Origin of the sequence: Nocardioides hwasunensis (assembly GCF_014779665.1) — a bacterium.
Taxonomy (GTDB): domain Bacteria; phylum Actinomycetota; class Actinomycetes; order Propionibacteriales; family Nocardioidaceae; genus Nocardioides; species Nocardioides hwasunensis.
Genome location: NZ_JACXYY010000008.1, coordinates 99,743 through 116,553, shown reverse-complemented (window position 1 = coordinate 116,553; position 16,811 = coordinate 99,743). Strand labels below are relative to the sequence as shown.

Annotated in this window: 18 protein-coding genes; 9 read left to right on the top strand and 9 right to left on the bottom strand. The window is 71.5% G+C overall.

Translation table 11 applies throughout. The features are described from left to right. The first annotated feature begins 2 nt into the window (after nucleotides 1-2). From IEZ25_RS18480 to IEZ25_RS18465, 5 genes are all read left to right on the top strand, one after another. A complete protein-coding gene (locus IEZ25_RS18480) occupies nucleotides 3-1,133 on the top strand; it encodes a ferredoxin reductase (RefSeq protein WP_191200942.1) in 1,131 nt (376 codons plus the stop codon). A gap of 71 nt (nucleotides 1,134-1,204) precedes the next feature. Continuing rightward, nucleotides 1,205-2,446 (top strand): fatty acid desaturase family protein, encoded by a 1,242-nt coding sequence (locus IEZ25_RS18475; protein ID WP_191200941.1) that lies wholly within the window; start codon nucleotides 1,205-1,207, stop codon nucleotides 2,444-2,446. A 210-nt stretch (nucleotides 2,447-2,656) separates the two neighbouring features. Beyond that, nucleotides 2,657-2,782, top strand: a complete 126-nt coding sequence (locus IEZ25_RS21930; RefSeq protein WP_263575254.1) for a hypothetical protein — start codon at nucleotides 2,657-2,659, stop codon at nucleotides 2,780-2,782. A gap of 156 nt (nucleotides 2,783-2,938) precedes the next feature. Further along, nucleotides 2,939-3,184, top strand: coding sequence for a hypothetical protein (locus IEZ25_RS18470; RefSeq protein WP_191200940.1), 246 nt, complete (start codon nucleotides 2,939-2,941; stop codon nucleotides 3,182-3,184). Between the two features lie 79 nt (nucleotides 3,185-3,263). Further along, nucleotides 3,264-4,769, top strand: coding sequence for a PQQ-binding-like beta-propeller repeat protein (locus tag IEZ25_RS18465; protein ID WP_191200939.1), 1,506 nt, complete (start codon nucleotides 3,264-3,266; stop codon nucleotides 4,767-4,769). Here IEZ25_RS18465 and IEZ25_RS18460 read toward each other — a convergent pair. From IEZ25_RS18460 to IEZ25_RS18430, 7 genes are all read right to left on the bottom strand, one after another. Beyond that, entirely contained in the window at nucleotides 4,766-5,695 is a 930-nt protein-coding gene (locus IEZ25_RS18460; RefSeq protein WP_191200938.1) for an oxidoreductase, read from the bottom strand. The two genes, IEZ25_RS18465 and IEZ25_RS18460, sit on opposite strands and share 4 nt — an antisense overlap. Next, complete coding sequence (locus IEZ25_RS18455) at nucleotides 5,692-6,507, bottom strand: maleylpyruvate isomerase family mycothiol-dependent enzyme (protein WP_191200937.1); 816 nt, start codon at nucleotides 6,505-6,507, stop codon at nucleotides 5,692-5,694. The genes IEZ25_RS18460 and IEZ25_RS18455 overlap by 4 nt, the downstream gene beginning before the upstream one ends. A gap of 167 nt (nucleotides 6,508-6,674) precedes the next feature. After that, entirely contained in the window at nucleotides 6,675-7,280 is a 606-nt protein-coding gene (locus tag IEZ25_RS18450) for a response regulator transcription factor (RefSeq protein WP_191200936.1), read from the bottom strand. Beyond that, nucleotides 7,277-8,341, bottom strand: a complete 1,065-nt coding sequence (locus IEZ25_RS22370) for a sensor histidine kinase (protein WP_191200935.1) — start codon at nucleotides 8,339-8,341, stop codon at nucleotides 7,277-7,279. The genes IEZ25_RS18450 and IEZ25_RS22370 overlap by 4 nt, the downstream gene beginning before the upstream one ends. Next, nucleotides 8,338-9,147, bottom strand: coding sequence for an ABC transporter permease (locus tag IEZ25_RS18440; protein ID WP_191200934.1), 810 nt, complete (start codon nucleotides 9,145-9,147; stop codon nucleotides 8,338-8,340). Before IEZ25_RS18440 ends, IEZ25_RS22370 begins: the two co-directional genes overlap by 4 nt. After that, entirely contained in the window at nucleotides 9,144-10,022 is an 879-nt protein-coding gene (locus tag IEZ25_RS18435) for an ABC transporter ATP-binding protein (protein ID WP_191200933.1), read from the bottom strand. The genes IEZ25_RS18440 and IEZ25_RS18435 overlap by 4 nt, the downstream gene beginning before the upstream one ends. Nucleotides 10,023-10,116: 94 nt before the next feature. After that, entirely contained in the window at nucleotides 10,117-11,991 is a 1,875-nt protein-coding gene (locus IEZ25_RS18430; protein WP_191200932.1) for an acyl-CoA dehydrogenase, read from the bottom strand. A gap of 196 nt (nucleotides 11,992-12,187) precedes the next feature. Here IEZ25_RS18430 and IEZ25_RS18425 point away from each other — a divergent pair, with 196 nt between their 5' ends. Further along, nucleotides 12,188-12,646, top strand: coding sequence for an RrF2 family transcriptional regulator (locus IEZ25_RS18425; RefSeq protein ID WP_191200931.1), 459 nt, complete (start codon nucleotides 12,188-12,190; stop codon nucleotides 12,644-12,646). Nucleotides 12,647-12,756: 110 nt separating this feature from the next. On the opposite strand, the gene IEZ25_RS18420 is transcribed toward IEZ25_RS18425, so the two are convergent. Beyond that, the gene (locus IEZ25_RS18420; protein WP_191200930.1) at nucleotides 12,757-13,293 is read right to left on the bottom strand and encodes a hypothetical protein; all 537 of its coding nucleotides are present in this window, start codon (nucleotides 13,291-13,293) and stop codon (nucleotides 12,757-12,759) included. 166 nt (nucleotides 13,294-13,459) lie between these two features. Between IEZ25_RS18420 and IEZ25_RS18415 the strand changes: the two genes are divergently transcribed. Together IEZ25_RS18415 and IEZ25_RS18410 are read left to right on the top strand one after the other, a co-directional pair. Next, nucleotides 13,460-13,966 carry a SigE family RNA polymerase sigma factor gene (locus IEZ25_RS18415; RefSeq protein ID WP_191200929.1) on the top strand — a complete coding sequence of 169 codons (507 nt, stop codon included), beginning with the start codon at nucleotides 13,460-13,462 and terminating at the stop codon, nucleotides 13,964-13,966. Between the two features lie 9 nt (nucleotides 13,967-13,975). Further along, nucleotides 13,976-14,716 (top strand): hypothetical protein, encoded by a 741-nt coding sequence (locus IEZ25_RS18410; protein ID WP_191200928.1) that lies wholly within the window; start codon nucleotides 13,976-13,978, stop codon nucleotides 14,714-14,716. Between the two features lie 3 nt (nucleotides 14,717-14,719). Here the strand turns inward: IEZ25_RS18410 and IEZ25_RS18405 are convergent, their stop codons facing one another. Next, nucleotides 14,720-15,337: a FadR/GntR family transcriptional regulator gene (locus tag IEZ25_RS18405; RefSeq protein ID WP_191200927.1), complete on the bottom strand. Its 618-nt coding sequence runs from the start codon at nucleotides 15,335-15,337 to the stop codon at nucleotides 14,720-14,722. A gap of 112 nt (nucleotides 15,338-15,449) precedes the next feature. Between IEZ25_RS18405 and IEZ25_RS18400 the strand changes: the two genes are divergently transcribed. Next, nucleotides 15,450-16,808 (top strand): SLC13 family permease, encoded by a 1,359-nt coding sequence (locus IEZ25_RS18400; protein ID WP_191200926.1) that lies wholly within the window; start codon nucleotides 15,450-15,452, stop codon nucleotides 16,806-16,808. The last annotated feature ends 3 nt before the right edge of the window (nucleotides 16,809-16,811 follow it).

Genomic DNA, 16,811 nt, shown 5'->3' with positions numbered 1-16,811 from the left:
TCATGAGCACGACTCTCGAGCCGCAGGTGGGCGGCACGCCGCGCAGCCGACGACTGGGGGACCACCTGGTCCGGGTCGCCGAGGCTGCGACGACGCCCTACCTGCCGGCCGACTTCCTCGACCTCTTCGCGCCGCTCCGCTCGGGCGCCGACCTGCGTGGTCGCATCGAGTCGATCCACCCCGAGACCGCCGACGCGGCCACCATCGTGATCCGTCCCGGCGCCGACTGGGCCGGGCACGTCCCGGGTCAGTACCTCCGCATCGGCATCGACGTCGACGGCGTACGCCAGTGGCGCGCGTACTCGCTGACCCACGGCCCGCGGCGCGACGGCCGCATCTCCATCACCGTCAAGGCCGTGCCCGAGGGGCTCGTCAGCAACCATCTCGTCCACGAGGCACGTCCGGGCACGGTGGTCCACCTCGAGCAGGCGGCCGGTGAGTTCGTCCTCCCGCCCGCCGGGGGCAAGTTCCTCATGGTCACCGCCGGCTCCGGCATCACCCCGGTCATCGGCATGCTGCGCAACCTCTTCCCCAGCACCGACGAGGGGGTGCTCCGGCTGCCGCGCAGCGCGATGCACGACATCGTCGTCGTGCACGTCGCGCCCAGCCACCCGCACTCGATCTTCATCCGCGACCTCGAGGCGCTCGACGCCGCCGGCGCCATCCGCCTCGTCGCGAGGTACGACGACGAGCACGGCGTCCTCGACGTCGACCACCTCGCCGACCTCGTCCCCGACCTCGCCGAGCGGGCGACCCTCGCCTGCGGTCCGGCCGGCCTGCTCGACGCCCTCGCGGCGCACCACGACGTCCACGGCCTCAGCCTCACCACCGAGCAGTTCCGCACCGCCCGCGTCGAGCCGGGGGACGGCGGCACCGTGTCCTTCGCCTCCGGCACCACCCTCGAGCTCGACGGTGCCACGCCGATCCTCGACGCCGCCGAGTCCGCCGGGATGCTCATGCCGAGCGGCTGCCGGATGGGCATCTGCATGGGCTGCGTCCTGCCGCTGCGCGAGGGCAGCGTGCGCGACCTCCGCAACGGCGCCATCACCACGGCCGTCCCCGGTGAGAGCGGCGCCATCAAGGTGCAGACCTGCATCAACGCCGCCGCCGGCCCCTGCCACATCGACCACTGACCGACACCTCGGTCTCGACACGCTCGTGCCTCGCTGCTCAACCAGCGGCACCGACTGAAGGAGATCCCCCGATGACCACAGTCCAGAAGAAGGCCGTCCTCGGCCAGGCGAACCCGATCGCCCACCTCACCGACGCCGACATCGAGCAGCTCGGCCACGAGCTCGACGCCATCCGGCAGGACGTCCTCGACTCACGCGGTGCCAGCGACGCGGCGTACATCCGCAAGGTGATCGACACCCAGCGCAAGCTCGAGCTCGGCTCGCGCGCCGTGCTGCTCTTCAGTGCGTTCCCGCCGGCATGGGTGCTCGGCACCCTGGGCCTGAGCGTCTCCAAGATCCTCGACAACATGGAGATCGGCCACAACATCCTCCACGGCCAGTGGGACTGGATGCGCGACCCGAAGATCCACTCCAGCACGTGGGAGTGGGACATGGCCTCGCCCGCCGAGCAGTGGAAGCACAGCCACAACGAGCTCCACCACACCTACACCAACGTCATCGGCAAGGACAACGACCTCGGCTACGGCATCATGCGCGTCGACGAGGACCAGCCCTGGACGCCGTCCTCGCTGGCCCAGCCGGTGTTCTGCTTCATCAACGCGGTGTTCTTCGAGTACGGCATCGCCGCCTACGACCTCGAGCTCGGCTCGGTGATCGCCAAGAAGCAGACCAAGGACCCCGACTTCCGCCGCCGCGCCAAGCAGGTCCTCAACAAGATCCGCAAGCAGGCGACCAAGGACTACGTCGTGCACCCGGCGCTGTCGATCCCGACCGGCTCCTTCCTGCCGACCCTCGCGGCCAACTTCACCGCCAACGTCGTGCGCAACCTCTGGTCCAACTCCGTCATCCTCTGCGGCCACTTCCCCGAGGGTGTCGAGACCTTCGAGAAGCGCTCGATCGACGGCGAGACCAAGGGCGAGTGGTACGTCCGCCAGATGCTCGGCAGCGCCAACATCTCCGGCTCCAAGGCCCTGCACCTGATGACCGGCAACCTGTCGCACCAGATCGAGCACCACCTCTTCCCGGACCTGCCGTCAAACCGCTACGCGGAGATCGCGCCCAAGGTGCAGGCGCTCTTCGAGAAGTACGATCTGACCTACTGCGCGCGCCCGATGCCGCAGCAGGTCGCGTCGGCCTGGCACAAGGTCATCCGGCTCTCCCTGCCCAACGGCTGGATGGCGACGACGAACAAGAAGAACGCGCCCCAGCAGCTCGCGATCCTCTACAAGATGGCCACCGGCGACCGCCGCACCCGACGCCTCCTCGGCCGCAAGCTGGAGAGCGAGTCGCGCGCGCTGGGCAAGGCCGCCTGAGCTCGGCAGATCTGCGCTGACCAGCGCCTCTGCTCGCTCCGCTCGCGGAATCCCTCGCACCGCGTCGGAGGCGCGAGGGAATCCACTGGTCCAGACCACCGTAGATGTACGGATGTATCAGAACGGGTTCTTCGGCATCCTGTCTCACGACAGCACGAACCTGGGGTGGGACATGATGTGCAGCGTGATGATGATGGTGGAGGTGGCCCGGTGATCCGCATCGGCTCCGTGGGGGAGTCGGCGTACGACACCCGGGTCGGTGAGGCGACGGCGTCGCTGCCGCGCCCGCGGGCCTCGGCGGAGGCCGGGTCCTCGGTGCGTCCGCCGAGCGCCTGAGAGGTCGCTGGCAGCCCGATCTTCAAGTCCTCGGACCCTCTCTCGAAGACTTCCCGCAGGCTTGTCCGAGTAAAGGAAACCGGTGCGGCCGGCTCCTAGCCTTGTCGCTGTCGGTCCGTGGGGGACCGAAATGGCTGGGGAAGCGAGGATGCGCCGATGAAGCGCGAGCACGATCACGAAGTCCTGGATCTCACGGGGCGCATCCAGTCACTCGACCAGTTCACCGGATCGTTGTTCGTCCGAGCGCAGCCTGACGCCGACGTGATCCCGATCCACGAGGCACCGGCGGCACTGGTGCCCGTCCCGCGACGCTCCCGGGTCTACCTGCGCGGCGGCGAGGGCAAAGGGTTCTTCGCCGAGCTCACCGTGACCGCACCGCGACCTCGCGCGTCGACCGACTGATCCTCCTCGGCGCCCCTCGCCGGGGCTGCCACCGTGGCGCCTCCCCGACCGGCGGCGTCGACTCGCCTACCCTCTCCCGGTGCTCTGGCTGGTCGTCGCGTTCCTGCTCGTCTGGATCGCGTGGGGCCCCGCGGTCCTCGTCGTCGCCGTCGGTCTCCTGTGCGTGCCGCGGGTCCGGTGGTGGGTGCAGGACCGCATCTGGTTCGACCGTCGCATCGCGACCTGGGTGACCGGGATCCTGGCTGCTCTCGTCGTGGGTGTCCTCGTCGTCCCCGACGGCTGGCTCCCGATCCCTCCGGCGCCCGGGGTGTGGGCCGCACCGTCGTACGTCGGTCGGCCGGCGACCGCGCGTCCGGTCACCACCGAGCCACCTCCGAACCCCCAGCTCGCTGCCACCGGCTCGAGTGCTCGACCCGGGCCACTGGGCCTGCAGCCCGAGGTGGACACGGCCTGGCTCGGCCTGCAGCGGTGCAGCCGCCTGGAGCAGACCTCCACCGACGTGCTGGTCGCGCTCTGCACCGACCGCTCGGGCCCGAGCCTGCGCCTGGTGGACTCCGAGTCGATGGTCCCGACCGTGAGCCGCGACCTGCCGGAGGTCGAGAAGCGCCCCTGCCCGAACCCGTTCTACCTCGACGCGAGCGACCGTGCCGTCGTCGCGACCGCCGACCGTCAGGTGCTCGTCATCCCCACCACGCCGGCCGCGGACGAGGGCAAGGGAGACGTCGACCTCGCGACCGAGTCGAGCTGGGACCTCAAGCCCTGGATCCCCTACGGCGACTGCGTCGTGGGCCTCGGACCCGACTGGGCCGGCCGCGTGTGGTGGGCCTCGCGCGACGGACTGGTCGGCACGATCACGCCTGCGACCGGGACCGTCGAGGTGATCGACCTCGGTGAGGACGTACGCCGAGGACTGGCCGTCGACGAGGGCGGGGTCTACGTCGTCACCGACGAGGCGCTGCACAGGCTGGGTGCCGGCGAGGACGGGGTGCCGCAGACGCTGTGGCGCACCGACAACGACAGCAGCGGGTCGGCGCCGGTGCTGCTCGACGGTGGGGTCGTCGCGATCACCGACGAGGCGAAGGACGAGCTCGGGGTCGTCTTCGTCGCCCGCGACACCGGCGAGCGGCTGTGTCGTCAGTCCGTCTTCGAGAAGGGCGACGGCGCAACTACGAGCGACCTCGCCCCACTCGGCTCCGGCGTCGCGGTCGTCAACAACCACGGCTACTCCACCCCGCGCAGCACCCTCCTGGGATTCACCAGCAACCCCGGCATCGCCCGCGTCGACCTGGTCGACGGCGGCTGCGTGGTGAGCTGGACCAGTGACGCGGTCTCACCGAGCTCCGGGGCGACGGCCAGCTGGCCCAACGGCCTGCTCTACGCCTGGACCAAGCGGCCCTCGCTGACGGGAGTCAGCGCGTGGTACCTGACCGCCCTCGACGCCCAGAGCGGACGCATGATGTGGGGCGCGCGCACCGGCACGGGCCTGCTCGCCGGGAGCGACGGCTCCACGATCACCCTCGCCTCCGACGGCTCGGCCTGGCTCGGCACGATGGCTGGGCTCGTGCGGGTCCGCGACCGCTCCTAGGGCCAGCCGAGCCCGACCGTCTGCTCGCTGAGCTCCCACAGGTCGCGCTGGGCCGTCTCGTCGGCGGCCAGCGCCGAGCAGCCGACGATCCGTGGGAGGCCGCTGTTCTCGCCCAGTCCGCCGGGACCGACGTACGTCCCTCCCGGGAGGTCGGCGGTGGCGGCCATCAGGGTCGGCCAGGCGCCCGCGTGGGCCGGCTGCGAGACCATCTTGACCACCGCGTCCAGGATGGAGGCGCGCCGGCCCTCGGGCGCCGACAGCTGGCCGTTCGTGACCAGGTGCGTGCCCGCGAAGCCCGGGTGGGCGGCGAGCGCCGCGACGGGAAGCCCGGCGCGCCGCAGGCGCCGGTCGAGCTCGAAGGTGAAGAGCAGGTTGGCCAGCTTGGTCTGGCCGTAGACGCGCCACCGGCGGTAGTGCCGGCGCACGTGTGGGTCGCCGAGCGGTGCCGACCTCGCAGCGCGATGCATCTGCGACGACAGGGTCACGACGCGCCCGCCGCCCGACGCGACGAGCTGGTCGAGAAGAAGACCGGTGAGCAGGAACGGGCCGAAGTGGTTGGTCGCCAGCTGTGACTCCAGCCCGTCGACCGTGCGTCGGTAGGGGGTCGCCATCACGCCGGCGTTGTTGACGAGCAGGTGGATCGGGCCGAGGTCGGCCGCTTCCGCGGCCGCGCTCCGGACCGACGTCAGGTCGGCGAGGTCGACGACCAGGGTGTCCAGTGCGGCACCGGGCACCTGCGCGGCGATCGCCTCGGCAGCGGCGTCGAGCTTGGCCGTCGTACGTCCCGCGAGCGCGACCCTCGCCCCGTGGCGGGCGAGCTCCAGTGCGGTGAAGTAGCCCAGGCCGCCCTCGGTCGGTCCCGTCACGAGGGCGGTGCGCCCACTCAGGTCGGGGATGTCGCCGGTCGTCCAGGCATCGCCGCTCACGGCGTGACGCCCATCGACGAGACGACCCGCTCGCCGAGGTCGGTGTCTCCTGAGATGCCGACGCCGCCGGGCTCGGCGGGTCGACGACCGCCGGCGAGCACGACGAAGGTCTCGCGGTCCATCGCCAGCGTGACGCTCGGCTCGCCGTCGTCCGCACCACCGGGTCGACCGCGCCCGTCCTCGCCGACCACGGCGGTCACCGGCTCGTGGCCGGCCACCTCGAGGCGTACGACGCTGCCCACCGGCGCCTGCGCCCTCTTGGCCACCACGAACGGGAGGCTCTCGAGGAGGTAGTCGGTGCTGTGGCGGGCCGGCGCGCTGTCGAGGTTGCCGGGCATGCCCAGCGCGCGGCGGATGTCCTGCTCGTGCATCCAGACGTCGAGCGGTCGGTTGCGCAGCAGGAGCCCGGTGGTCCAACCGATGGCGCCGAACGGGCCGGGCGCGGGAGCGGAGGCGTCGGTCGGCGGGTCGGCGAGCAGCTGCGTGTGACGCGCGGTGGTCGACTCGCGGATCTCGGTGATCAGGGTGTCGGCCGGCTCGTGGCGTCGCGCGACGACCCCCTGCTCGGTGAAGATCCCCATCGATCCGACGGCGTGCGGGGGCTCGCCGACCTCGACCTCGTCGTGCGGGCGCCCGGCTTGCAGCGCCTCGAGGTGCGCGGTGTGGGCCGCGATCGCGTGGACGTCCCACCCCGGCAGGTCGGTCTGCACGTGCCACTGGTCGTCGCCGACCTTCTCGAGCAGGTGCGTGAAGGTGTCGACCGCCTCCCACCAGATGGCGACGTAGGACCCGAGACGTTCCAGATCGGTCATGGCCCGAGCCTAGGGCTCGTGCCCGAGGGGATGGTGGAGCGGCCGAGTCATCAGGTGGCACGGAGGCTCCACGATCTTTGCCGTTCGGCCTTGTGGGCTGTCGCGGAACCCTCCTGCGGTCGAGCGTCCCGCTGGGGTCCGGCCCTCGACGCGTTCCGACCCTCGGGCTAGAGCCAGCCGCGGTCCTGCGCGATCCGCGCGGCCTCGGAGCGGGTCGTCGCGCCGGTCTTGCCGATCGCGGCGGAGAGGTGGTTGCGGACCGTGCCCTCGGAGAGGTGCACGCGCGCGGCGATCGTGGCAACCGGTGCCCCGTCCAGGGCGTACGTCAGCAGCTCGCGCTCGCGCGCGGTGAGCGGGCTCGGGCCGTCGATCAGCGACTCCGCGGCGAGGTCCGGGTCGATGACCCGGAGGCCGCCGTGCACCCGACGGACGGCGTCCGCGAGCTGCTTGGCGGGGGTGTCCTTGACGACGAAGCCCGATGCGCCGGCCTCGATCGCGCGCCGGACGTATCCCGGCCGGCCGAAGGTGGTGACGATCAGCGACCGTACGCCGGGCAGCTCGCGTCGTACGGCAGCGGCCGCGTCGATGCCGTTGAGCCCCGGCATCTCGATGTCGAGGAGGCACACCTCGGCCTCGGAGCTGCGGGCGGCCTCGACCACGTCGTCGCCGCGACCGACCTGCGCGACGACCTCCAGGTCCGACTCGAGGTCGAGCAGCGCGGCGAGCGCGCCGCGGACGAGCGCCTGGTCGTCGGCGAGCAGCAGCTTGATCACGGGAGTCCTACTTCCACGCGGGTGCCGGGTTCGGCAGGGGAGATGGTGAGGGTGCCGCCGGCGCCCGACACGCGCTCGCGCATGCCGCGCAGCCCGTTGCCCTCGGTGCCGTCGCAGCCGGCGCCGTCGTCGGACACGGCGATGCCGTGGGGACCCAGCTCGATCACGACCGAGCGCGCCTGCGCGTGGCGTACGACGTTGGTGACCGACTCGCGCAGCACCCAGGCCATCAGCGTGCGGTGCCGTGGGTCGGTGTCGGCGATCTCGCCGGCCACCTTCGTGCGCACGCCGGCGTCCGCCAGGACGCGAGGTGCGGCGGCGAGCTCGGCCTCGAGGTTGGCGGCGCGCAGTCCGCCGACCGTGGCGCGCACCTCCGCCAGGGCGGACCGGGCGGTGGCCTGGATCGACTCCAGCTCGGCCCTGGCGCGCTGGGGGTCGACGTCGATGAGGCGGGCGGCGAGCTCGGCCTTGATCGACAGGGCGGTGAGCGAGTGGCCCAGCACGTCGTGCACGTCGCGGGCCACGCGCTCGCGCTCGGCCACGATGGCGAGCGAGCCGCGGGTCTCGCCGGCGCGCATCTCGGCCTCGGTGAGCACCCGGACGATCACGCACCCGCCGATGATCGGCCAGACCAGGACGAAGAAGAACGCGGGGAACTCGTCGCCCAGCAGCGAGAACAGCGGGACGAGCGCGGTGAGGGGTGTGGTCCACCGCCAGGCGGGGGCGGGCACCTGCAGCGCGGAGTAGGCCCCCAAGTAGGGGGTCATCCCGACCGCGTCGATGCCGAGGACGGGGACCGTCGTCGCCATCAGCAGCACGAGGGCGACGAACACGCGCATGGCGTGGCGCTCCCAGATGCTGAAGCCCACGACGTAGAGGACCGCGAAGGCCGCGATCGCGGCCAGGGTGACGGCCTTGCCGGCCCACCCGGTGTCGGACTGCCAGACCGAGATCACGGGGAAGGCCAGGAACCCCAGCCAGATCGCCGCCATGGCCCAGCCCCAGCGGGCCCACGGTCCGCTGTCGCTGGACTGGGCGGCGAGCGCCGTCGGTGCGGTCACACCCGCTCCTGGCCGCGGCGCATCCCCCACACCGCCAGCACCGTGAAGATCACCGCCCACGCCGCCACGTTAGCGAGGGGCAGCCACAGGGGGTCGTGGGAGCCCGACGCGGTCCACCCGTCGGTGAGCGGGTAGCGAGCGAGCGCGGCGTAGCCGTAGAGCGGGGTGAGGCGCCCGATGTCGAGGATCAGCCCGGACATCGGGGTGAAGACGTTGCCGAGGAAGGCCATGATCACGATGAGGCCGGAGGCGATGCCGACGGCGTTCTCGCTGCGGAACACCAGGATCACCGCGAGCCCGTAGATCGCGAAGAGCGACGAGCCGAGCCAGACGATCAGGGCGGCGAGGATCCAGTCCGACGTCTCGCCCCGCGCGCCGGTGAAGGCGCCGATCACGAAGATCAGCGCGATCGGGACGGCGGCGATGGCCATCGCGATGACGGTCTTGACCGCGACGAAGGTCAGCGGGCGCATCGGGGTCAGGGCCAGCTGGCGACCCCAGCCGAGGGTGCGCTCGAGGACCGCGCTGCCGGCGACGCTGGTGGTCGCGGTGACGGCGCCGTAGGCCGCCATCGAGATCATGACGTACATCGCGACGTTGCCGCTGCCGACCCGCTCGTCGTCGCCGAAGCCGAAGACGAGGTAGAAGAACGCTGGCAGGCCGACGATGAAGAACATCTCCACCCGGCTGCGCAGGCGGCGGCGCAGGTCGAGGAGCGCGAAGCCGGTCACGGCCGCGAGCCGGGAGGAGCGGGGTGCCCGGTCCCGGGCGGTGTCGGTCGTCCCGGTGCTGGTCGTGGCGCTCATCGGTCGGCTCCTTCGAGCTCATGGGTGTCAGCGGCGGTCAGGGCGAGGAAGGCGGCTTCCAGGCTGGCGCTGGAGACCTCGACGTCGGAGATCCCGAGCGGCTCCAGCGCTGCGGAGACGCGCGCCAGCCAGTCCGGGTCGATGCCGTCGGCGTGGACGAACTCAGCGGGCGGCTGGAAGGAGACGGTGCGACCGCCGAACGCCGCGCGTACGTCGGCGGTGCGGCCGTCCTGCACGATCCGGCCGGACTTCATCAGGATCGTGCGCTCGGCGAACTCGTCGGCCTCGGCGAGGTAGTGGGTGGCGAAGACGATCGTGCGGCCCTCGGCGGCGTCGGCGCGCATCGTCTCCCAGAACGACTGCCGGGTGCTGACGTCCATGCCGGTCGTCGGCTCGTCGAGGATGATCAGGTCGGGGTCCGGGACCAGGGCCAGGGCGAACTTGAGGCGCTGCTGCTCCCCGCCCGAGCAGGCCTGCACCCGCCGCTTGGCGATCGGCGCCAGCCCGGCCCGCTCGATGGCGTCGTCGACGCGGTCGCGACGGCCGTGCAGGTGGGCGATGGCCTGGACCGTCTCGAGGACCGTGAAGTCGTTGAGCAGGCCACCGGTCTGCATCACCGCGCTGACCCGGCCCGTGGCCACCGCGCGGCCCGGGGCCTCGCCGTACACCTCGACGGTCCCGCCGCTCGGTGTGGTCAGGCCGAGGAGCATGTCGACCGTCGTGGTCTTGCCGGCGCCGTTGGGGCCGAGGAAGGCGACGATCTCGCCGGGCTGGACGGTCAGGTCGACGTCGTCGACCGCGACGACCTCGCTGCCGTCGGTGGCCCGGAACTGCTTGCGCAGGCCGGTGGCGTGGATGGCTGGGGTGCGGGACATGGCCTCAGCCTGCCGTCGTACGCCTCTCGGCTCGGGGTGGAGTTGTCACGAGCTGGCCGTGACACCTGTCAGGCGTCGAGGGCGAGGGACTCGCTCAGAAGGCCGCCTCGTCGAGGTCCATCAGGTCGAGGGTGATGCCCTCGGCGATGGCGCGCTCGGCGCTGACCCGCGGCAGGTTGGTCTGCGCGAAGAACTGCGCGGCGAGCACCTTGCCCTCGTAGAACGCCTGGTCGCTCGCCGACACCTCGCCGCCGAGCCTGCCCAGCGCGACGTCGGCCTGGCGCAGCAGCAGCCAGGCGCAGACCACGTCGCCGAGCACCATCAGCAGGCGTGAGGTGTTGAGGCCGACCTTGTAGATGTTGCGCTGCTCGTCCTGCGAGCTCATCAGGTCGTTGATCATGTGACCGACGATCGCGTTGGCGTCCTCGAGCGCCGTGGCGAGGAGCGCCCGCTCGTTCTTCAGGCGGCCGTTGCCGGCCTCGGAGGCGATGAAGCCCTCGATCTCCTTCGCGAGGTGGCCCAGCGCCCTGCCCTGGTCCTTGACGATCTTGCGGAAGAAGAAGTCCTGGCCCTGGATCGCGGTGGTGCCCTCGTAGAGGGTGTCGATCTTGGCGTCGCGGACGTACTGCTCGATCGGGTACTCGGTGAGGAAGCCCGAGCCGCCGAAGGTCTGCAGCGACTCGGTGCCCAGCAGCACCCACGAGCGCTCCGAGCCGTAGCCCTTGACGATCGGGAGCAGCAGGTCGTTGACCGCTGCGGCGAGGCGCGTCTCCTCGGAGTCGGCGGTGCCCTCGTGCTCGGCGACGATCACCTGGTCCTGCCAGGTGGCGGTGTAGAGCACGAGCGCGCGCATCGCCTCGGCGAACGACTTCTGCGTCATCAGCGAGCGGCGGACGTCGGGGTGGTGGGTGATGCTCACGCGCGGTGCGGTCTTGTCGGCGGCCTGGGTCAGGTCGGCGCCCTGGACACGCTCCTTGGCGAACTCGAGGGCGTTGAGGTAGCCGGTCGAGAGGGTCGCGATCGCCTTGGTGCCGACCATCATGCGGGCGTTCTCGATGACCTGGAACATCTGCGCGATGCCGTCGTGGACCTCGCCGAGCAGCCAGCCCTTGGCGGGCTCGCCGCCGCCGACGGCCGAGTCGCCGAAGGTGAGCTCGCAGGTGTTGGAGACCTTGATGCCCATCTTGTGCTCGACGTTGGTGACGTAGACGCCGTTGCGCTCGCCGGTCAGCTCGCCGGTCTCGTGGTCGAAGTGGATCTTCGGGACGATGAAGAGAGACAGGCCCTTGGTGCCGGGGCCGCCGGCGCCCTCGACGCCGACCGGGCGGGCCAGCACGAGGTGGATGATGTTGTCGCAGAGGTCGGACTCGGCCGAGGTGATGAAGCGCTTGACGCCCTCGATGTTCCACGAGCCGTCGTCGTTGGGCGTGGCCTTCGTGCGGCCGGCGCCCACGTCGGAGCCGGCGTCGGGCTCGGTGAGCACCATCGAGGTGTTCCAGCCGTGGTCGACGATGTGCTGCGCGATGCGCTTGTCGCGGTCGTTGCCGTTGCGGTGGACCACGCCGGCGAAGGCCGGCCCCGCGCCGTACATCCAGATCGGTGCGTTGGCGCCGAGCACCATCTCGCCGATGGCCCAGATCAGCGACGAGGGGGCGGGGGTGCCGCCGAGGTCCTCGTTGATCTGCAGGCGCCAGAACTCGGCGTCCTCCCAGGCCTTGTAGCTCTTCTTGAACGACTCCGGCAGCGGAGCGGTGTTCGTCGTCGGGTCGAAGACCGGCGGGTTGCGGTCGCTGTCGACGTAGGACGCGGCGAGGTCCTCGCGGGCGAGTCGGTCGACCTCGGCGAGCACCTCGCGCGCGGTCTCGCCGTCGACCTCGGCGAAGGGTCCGGTGCCGAGCACCTCGTCGCGGCCGAGCACCTCGAAGAGGTTGAACTCGATGTCGCGGAGGTTGGTCTTGTAGTGGCTCACAGCTTCCACCTGTTCCGTGTGCGGGATCTGGTGACGGATGCATTGGCTACCCGCCGGTAACAAAATCATGCCTCGCGATCGGGCCGCACGCAACACGAACCCCGATGTCGCTGGTCACAGGCGCGTGCGCGGCCGGGCCGTGCAGGCCGGGGCCGAAGAACACTGTCCCTGCCGAGATATCTGACAAACTGGTCTTATGCGCGTCTCCGCCAAAGCCGACTACGCCCTGCGGGCCCTGATCGAGATCGCGGTGCGCACCGACGGAGCAGCCGTCAGCGCCGAGCAGCTCGGCAAGGCCCAGGGGATCCCGCACGGGTTCCTCCAGGCCATCCTCGCCGACCTGCGCCGCGCCGACGTGGTGGTGTCGCAGCGGGGTCAGTCCGGTGGTTGGCGCTTCGCGCGCAAGCCGGAGTCGGTCACGGTCGCCGACGTCATCCGCGCGGTCGACGGCCCGCTCGTCTCGGTCTACGGCCTGCGTCCCGAGGCAGTGGAGTACGACGACTCGGCCCAGGTCCTGCAGCACGTGTGGATCGCCGCGCGCCACTCGCTGCGCAGCGTCTTCGAGCAGGTCACCATCCAGGACCTCGCCGACGGCAAGCTCCCCCAGGGGATCGCCGCTCTCACCGAGGACGAGGACGCCTGGCAGCCCCACTGAGCCGGGCTTCGCACCCGAGTCTCGCGGTTGTCATACCAGATCTGGTGTGACAAGCGAGGTGGTTACCGGATATCCGGTGACTCCAGCCTGGACACCCGCCGGGCCAGTGGTCAGGCGGCGAGCCGCCGGTTCACCTGCTTGCGGCGCCTGCCGATCTTCGCGAGGCGCCTGTCGAGGCGCGCCTCCTCCTCCATCAGGGCGATGCGGGCGACCTGGGCGGCGAGCTGCACGTCGGTGAGGCCCGAGGGCAGCACGTGGCTGCGCCCCTCCTTCACCAGGCTCGTCCACGCAGCCGGCGGCTCGACGGCGAAGCCGCTCGTCATCACGAGGGCCACCTTGAAGTCGGCGAGGCCGTCGAGGGCGAGCGCGGCCTGCTCCGCCGTGGCCTCGAAGAAGCCGGGGACGGTGACGAAGCAGTCCGACCTGGTCTTCCACGCCCGACGCACCACCTTCGCCCACGCGCCCTCGACGTGCTTGCGCTTGAGCCCGGCGGCCTTGTGCGTGCGCCGGATCTCGATGCCCGCGTGGTCGACGACCTCGGCCTCGACCTCCGGGACGGAGACCTGGCCGAGCGCGAGCGCCTCGGTCATCTCGGAGACGTCCACCGGGTCGGGGCCGATGTGGAGCAGGAACAGTCTCTTGGCCATGGCGCGAGCCTCGCGCCGACCGGCGACGCGCGTGTGAACGTCGGCTGACGTGCTCGGGAACTGCTGGGTCCATCCTTGGTGGACGAGGGCGTGACGTGATGCCTCCGGGATGCGTCTCACTGGTGACGCCGAGACCATCCACCCACCCGCAGCAGCAAGGAGGGACATGCCTCGCTCGACGGAGGAGTTCGAGGAGTTCGCCGTCGCGCGGACGCCTCAGCTCTTCCGTGCGGCGTGGCTGATGTGCGGAGACACCCACCGCGCCGAGGACCTGGTCCAGGAGACCCTGGCCAAGGTCTACGTCCGGTGGCACCGCCGCCTGGGGCCGCCGATCGAGCACCCGGTGGCGTACGCCCACACGACGCTGGCACGCACCTACCTCAGTGCCCAGCGTCGGCGCAGCACCCACGAGAGACCGACGGAGCACCTGCTCGAGACGGCCGTGTCGGACGGAGACGCCGCCACCCGCCTCGCCCTCCGGGCAGCGCTCGACGAGCTGGCGCCGATGGACCGGGCGGTACTGGTCCTGCGGTTCCTCGAGGACGTGTCGGTCGCCGACACCGCGGACGCCCTCGGGGTCAGCCCCGGTGCCGTGCGCAACCGCACCATCCGCGCGCTCGACCGCCTCCGTGCCGTCCTGGGCCCGTCCCTCCACGACCTGCTGGAAACCTGAGGAGCCCCCATGCCCAGCCCCGACCTCGGCGTCACCGACCTCCTGCGTCGCGCCAGCGACGACCTCGCCCCCGACATCGACCGCCTCGTCCGCGGCGGCGTCTCCCGCGGCCGCTCGCGCCAGCGCCGCACCCGGATCGGCACGACGGTCGCCTCGGCCGCCGTGTTCGGCGTCATCGGCACCCTGGCGGTCGTCGTGCCCCGGGCGGACGGTCCGGACAGCGTCCGGGAGGCCGACATCGCGCGGGAGCCGTCGACCGCGGGATCGGTGGTCGAGGCACCCCCGCCCGCCGCGACCGAGCGGGCGCTCGCGGACTTCGGGCCGGCCGCCATCGCCGGGATGGTCGACGGCATCCTCGGCACCGGGCTCGCCGCCCCGCCGCGCCCCACCGACACCGTGGTGGGGGGCTCGGAGGAGAGGATCGCCTACTTCCCCTACGACGGGATGGAGACCGCGGTCAGTCTCCAGCTCAACCAGCTCGTGACGGTCGGTCGGTGCGAGGAGATCAACGCGCACCTCGGGGGATCCTGCGCCGCGCTGCCCGATGGCACGGTCCAGCTGACGTGGGGGCCGACGCTGGCGGACGGCGTCACCTGCCAGGGCGTCAGCGCCTACCGCCACGGCTACGTCGTGTCCGCGACCTCCTGCAACGCCGCGACCGGGAAGGACTCGCCGCCGCTGGCGCCGCAGCCCCCGCTCGCGACCGACCAGCTCACCGCGGTCGCCACCAGCGAGGTCTGGTTCGACTGAGGTTCAGCCGGCGAGCATCCCGGCGCACGCGGTCGCGGCCGCGCTCGCGTCGCCGCGGATGACCGCCTCGGCGAGCACGTCGAGCGACTGACGCAAGGCGGTCGAGTCGGCCGGCGGGGGCGCCTTGTCGGCGAGCAGGTCGTCGAGGTCGACGAGGAGCGGCGAGTCGGCGAGGCGGCGTACGCACCGCCACGTGTGCTCGAAGCTGCGGGGACGCCCGTCGTCGGCGAGCATGGCCAGCCGCAGCGAGGCGTTGGGGTGCACGGCGGCAGCACGCGCCAGACCGGCGAGCATCGACTCGCGGGCGACGGCGACCTCCGACTGCGGCTGGGTGTCGACGCGCTCCTGGAGGCGCGAGTCGGTGCCGCCGTCGACGTCGCGGACGAGCGCACCGACGCCGTGGCGGACCTCGATCCGGCCGCGGGTCTCGAGGGAGGCGAGGGCGCGGGAAAGCGTGGCACGGCTGACGCCGAGATCGGCCGCAAGCTGGCGCTCGGGCGGGAGCCGGTCGCCGCCCACGAGGCCCTGTGCCTCGATGAAGTCGGAGATGTGCGCAGCGAGGCTCTCGTAGAGGCGCTCGCGCCGCAGCGGTGGCAGGTTCCGCGAGGGCTGCTCGGGCATGGGTCCACCCTAGTGGCACTGTGGCCCGGTTGCTAGGTGGCCTAGCCACTGGCATGATCCACGTCACATGGCGGTCGTCACGGCCCCACGCCCCCACCGGCAAGGACTCCCTGTGTCACACGAACTGATCTCCCTCGCGGTCCTCGTGATCGTCTTCCTCGTCGCCACCGTGCGTGGCGTCAACATGGGCGCGTTGGCGCTCGTGGCGTCGTTCATCGTCGGGCTCGCGGTCTACGACGCGACCACCGACGACGTCCTCGCCGGCTTCCCGAGCGGGCTCTTCGTGATCCTGGTCGGGGTGACCTACCTGTTCGCGCTCGCCAAGAACAACGGCACGGTCGACTGGATCGTGCACGGCTCCGTACGCGCGGTGGGCGGGCGCGTGGCGCTCGTCCCGTGGGCGATGTTCCTGGTCTGCGCGATCGTCACCGCGATCGGTGCGGTCAGCCCGGCCGCCGTCGCGATCGTGGCGCCCGTCGCGATGGGCTTCGCGGTGCGCTATCAGATCCACCCGGTGATGATGGGGATGATGGTGGTGCAGGGCGCGACCGCCGGCAGCTTCTCGCCGATCGGCATCTTCGGCTCGATCACCAACGGCGTCGTCGAGAGCAACGACCTGCCGGGCAGCCAGACGTTCCTGTTCTTCTCGACGTTCCTCGCCGCGACGCTGATCGCCGTCGTCACCTACGTCGCCTTCGGCGGCCGGGCGCTCATCGCCCGCGGACGTGAGGACGTCCAGGTCGCGGCCATGGGTGCCGAGGCCGAGCAGGCGTCGTACGCCGCCACGCGCTCTGGTGGCAGCGGCGGCACCCCGCACTCCGCGGTCGAGGCGAAGCGCTCCGTCGCGGCGTCCTCGGACGCCGACGACCCGAGCAAGCTCAACCCGCAGCGCATCGTGACCCTCGTCGGGCTGGTGGCGCTGATGGTCGGCGCGCTCGGCTTCGACCTCGACGTGGGCTTCACCGCCCTCACCATCGCCGTCGCGCTGACCCTGGCCTTCCCGGCCTCGGCCAAGGGTGCGGTCGAGAAGATCAGCTGGGGCACCGTGCTCCTCATCGGCGGCATCGTGACCTACGTGACGCTCCTGCAGAACCAGGGTGTCGTCGACTGGCTCGGCGACGGCGTGGCCAACGTCGGCGCCCCGCTCGTCGCGGCCGTCCTGATCTGCCTGATCGGTGCGGTGGTCTCGGCCTTCGCCTCCACGACCGGCATCATCGGCGCGCTCATCCCGCTGGCGGTGCCGTTCCTGCTCACCGACCAGGTCAGCGCCATCGGCCTGATCGCCGCGCTGGCGATCTCGAGCTCGGTCGTCGACTGCAGCCCGTTCTCCACCAACGGCGCCCTCGTGGTCGCCAACGCCGAACCCGACCAGCGCGAGATGGTCTTCAAGCGCCTCATGCAGTGGGGCATGTCGATCGTCGTCGTGGCACCGGTCGTCGCCTGGGCCGTGCTGGTCGTGCCGACCGTCTGAGGC

Excerpts from the sequence above, each read along its gene's own strand:
- IEZ25_RS18470 (WP_191200940.1), top strand. The coding sequence starts at position 2,939 with ATGAAGCGCGAGCACGATCACGAAGTCCTGGATCTCACGGGGCGCATC.
- IEZ25_RS18475 (WP_191200941.1), top strand. The coding sequence starts at position 1,205 with ATGACCACAGTCCAGAAGAAGGCCGTCCTCGGCCAGGCGAACCCGATC.
- IEZ25_RS18440 (WP_191200934.1), bottom strand. The coding sequence starts at position 9,147 with ATGAGCGCCACGACCAGCACCGGGACGACCGACACCGCCCGGGACCGG.
- IEZ25_RS18420 (WP_191200930.1), bottom strand. The coding sequence starts at position 13,293 with ATGGCCAAGAGACTGTTCCTGCTCCACATCGGCCCCGACCCGGTGGAC.
- IEZ25_RS18480 (WP_191200942.1), top strand. The coding sequence starts at position 3 with ATGAGCACGACTCTCGAGCCGCAGGTGGGCGGCACGCCGCGCAGCCGA.
- IEZ25_RS18455 (WP_191200937.1), bottom strand. The coding sequence starts at position 6,507 with ATGACCGATCTGGAACGTCTCGGGTCCTACGTCGCCATCTGGTGGGAG.
- IEZ25_RS18410 (WP_191200928.1), top strand. The coding sequence starts at position 13,976 with ATGCCCAGCCCCGACCTCGGCGTCACCGACCTCCTGCGTCGCGCCAGC.
- IEZ25_RS18405 (WP_191200927.1), bottom strand. The coding sequence starts at position 15,337 with ATGCCCGAGCAGCCCTCGCGGAACCTGCCACCGCTGCGGCGCGAGCGC.
- IEZ25_RS18435 (WP_191200933.1), bottom strand. The coding sequence starts at position 10,022 with ATGTCCCGCACCCCAGCCATCCACGCCACCGGCCTGCGCAAGCAGTTC.
- IEZ25_RS18425 (WP_191200931.1), top strand. The coding sequence starts at position 12,188 with ATGCGCGTCTCCGCCAAAGCCGACTACGCCCTGCGGGCCCTGATCGAG.
- IEZ25_RS18415 (WP_191200929.1), top strand. The coding sequence starts at position 13,460 with ATGCCTCGCTCGACGGAGGAGTTCGAGGAGTTCGCCGTCGCGCGGACG.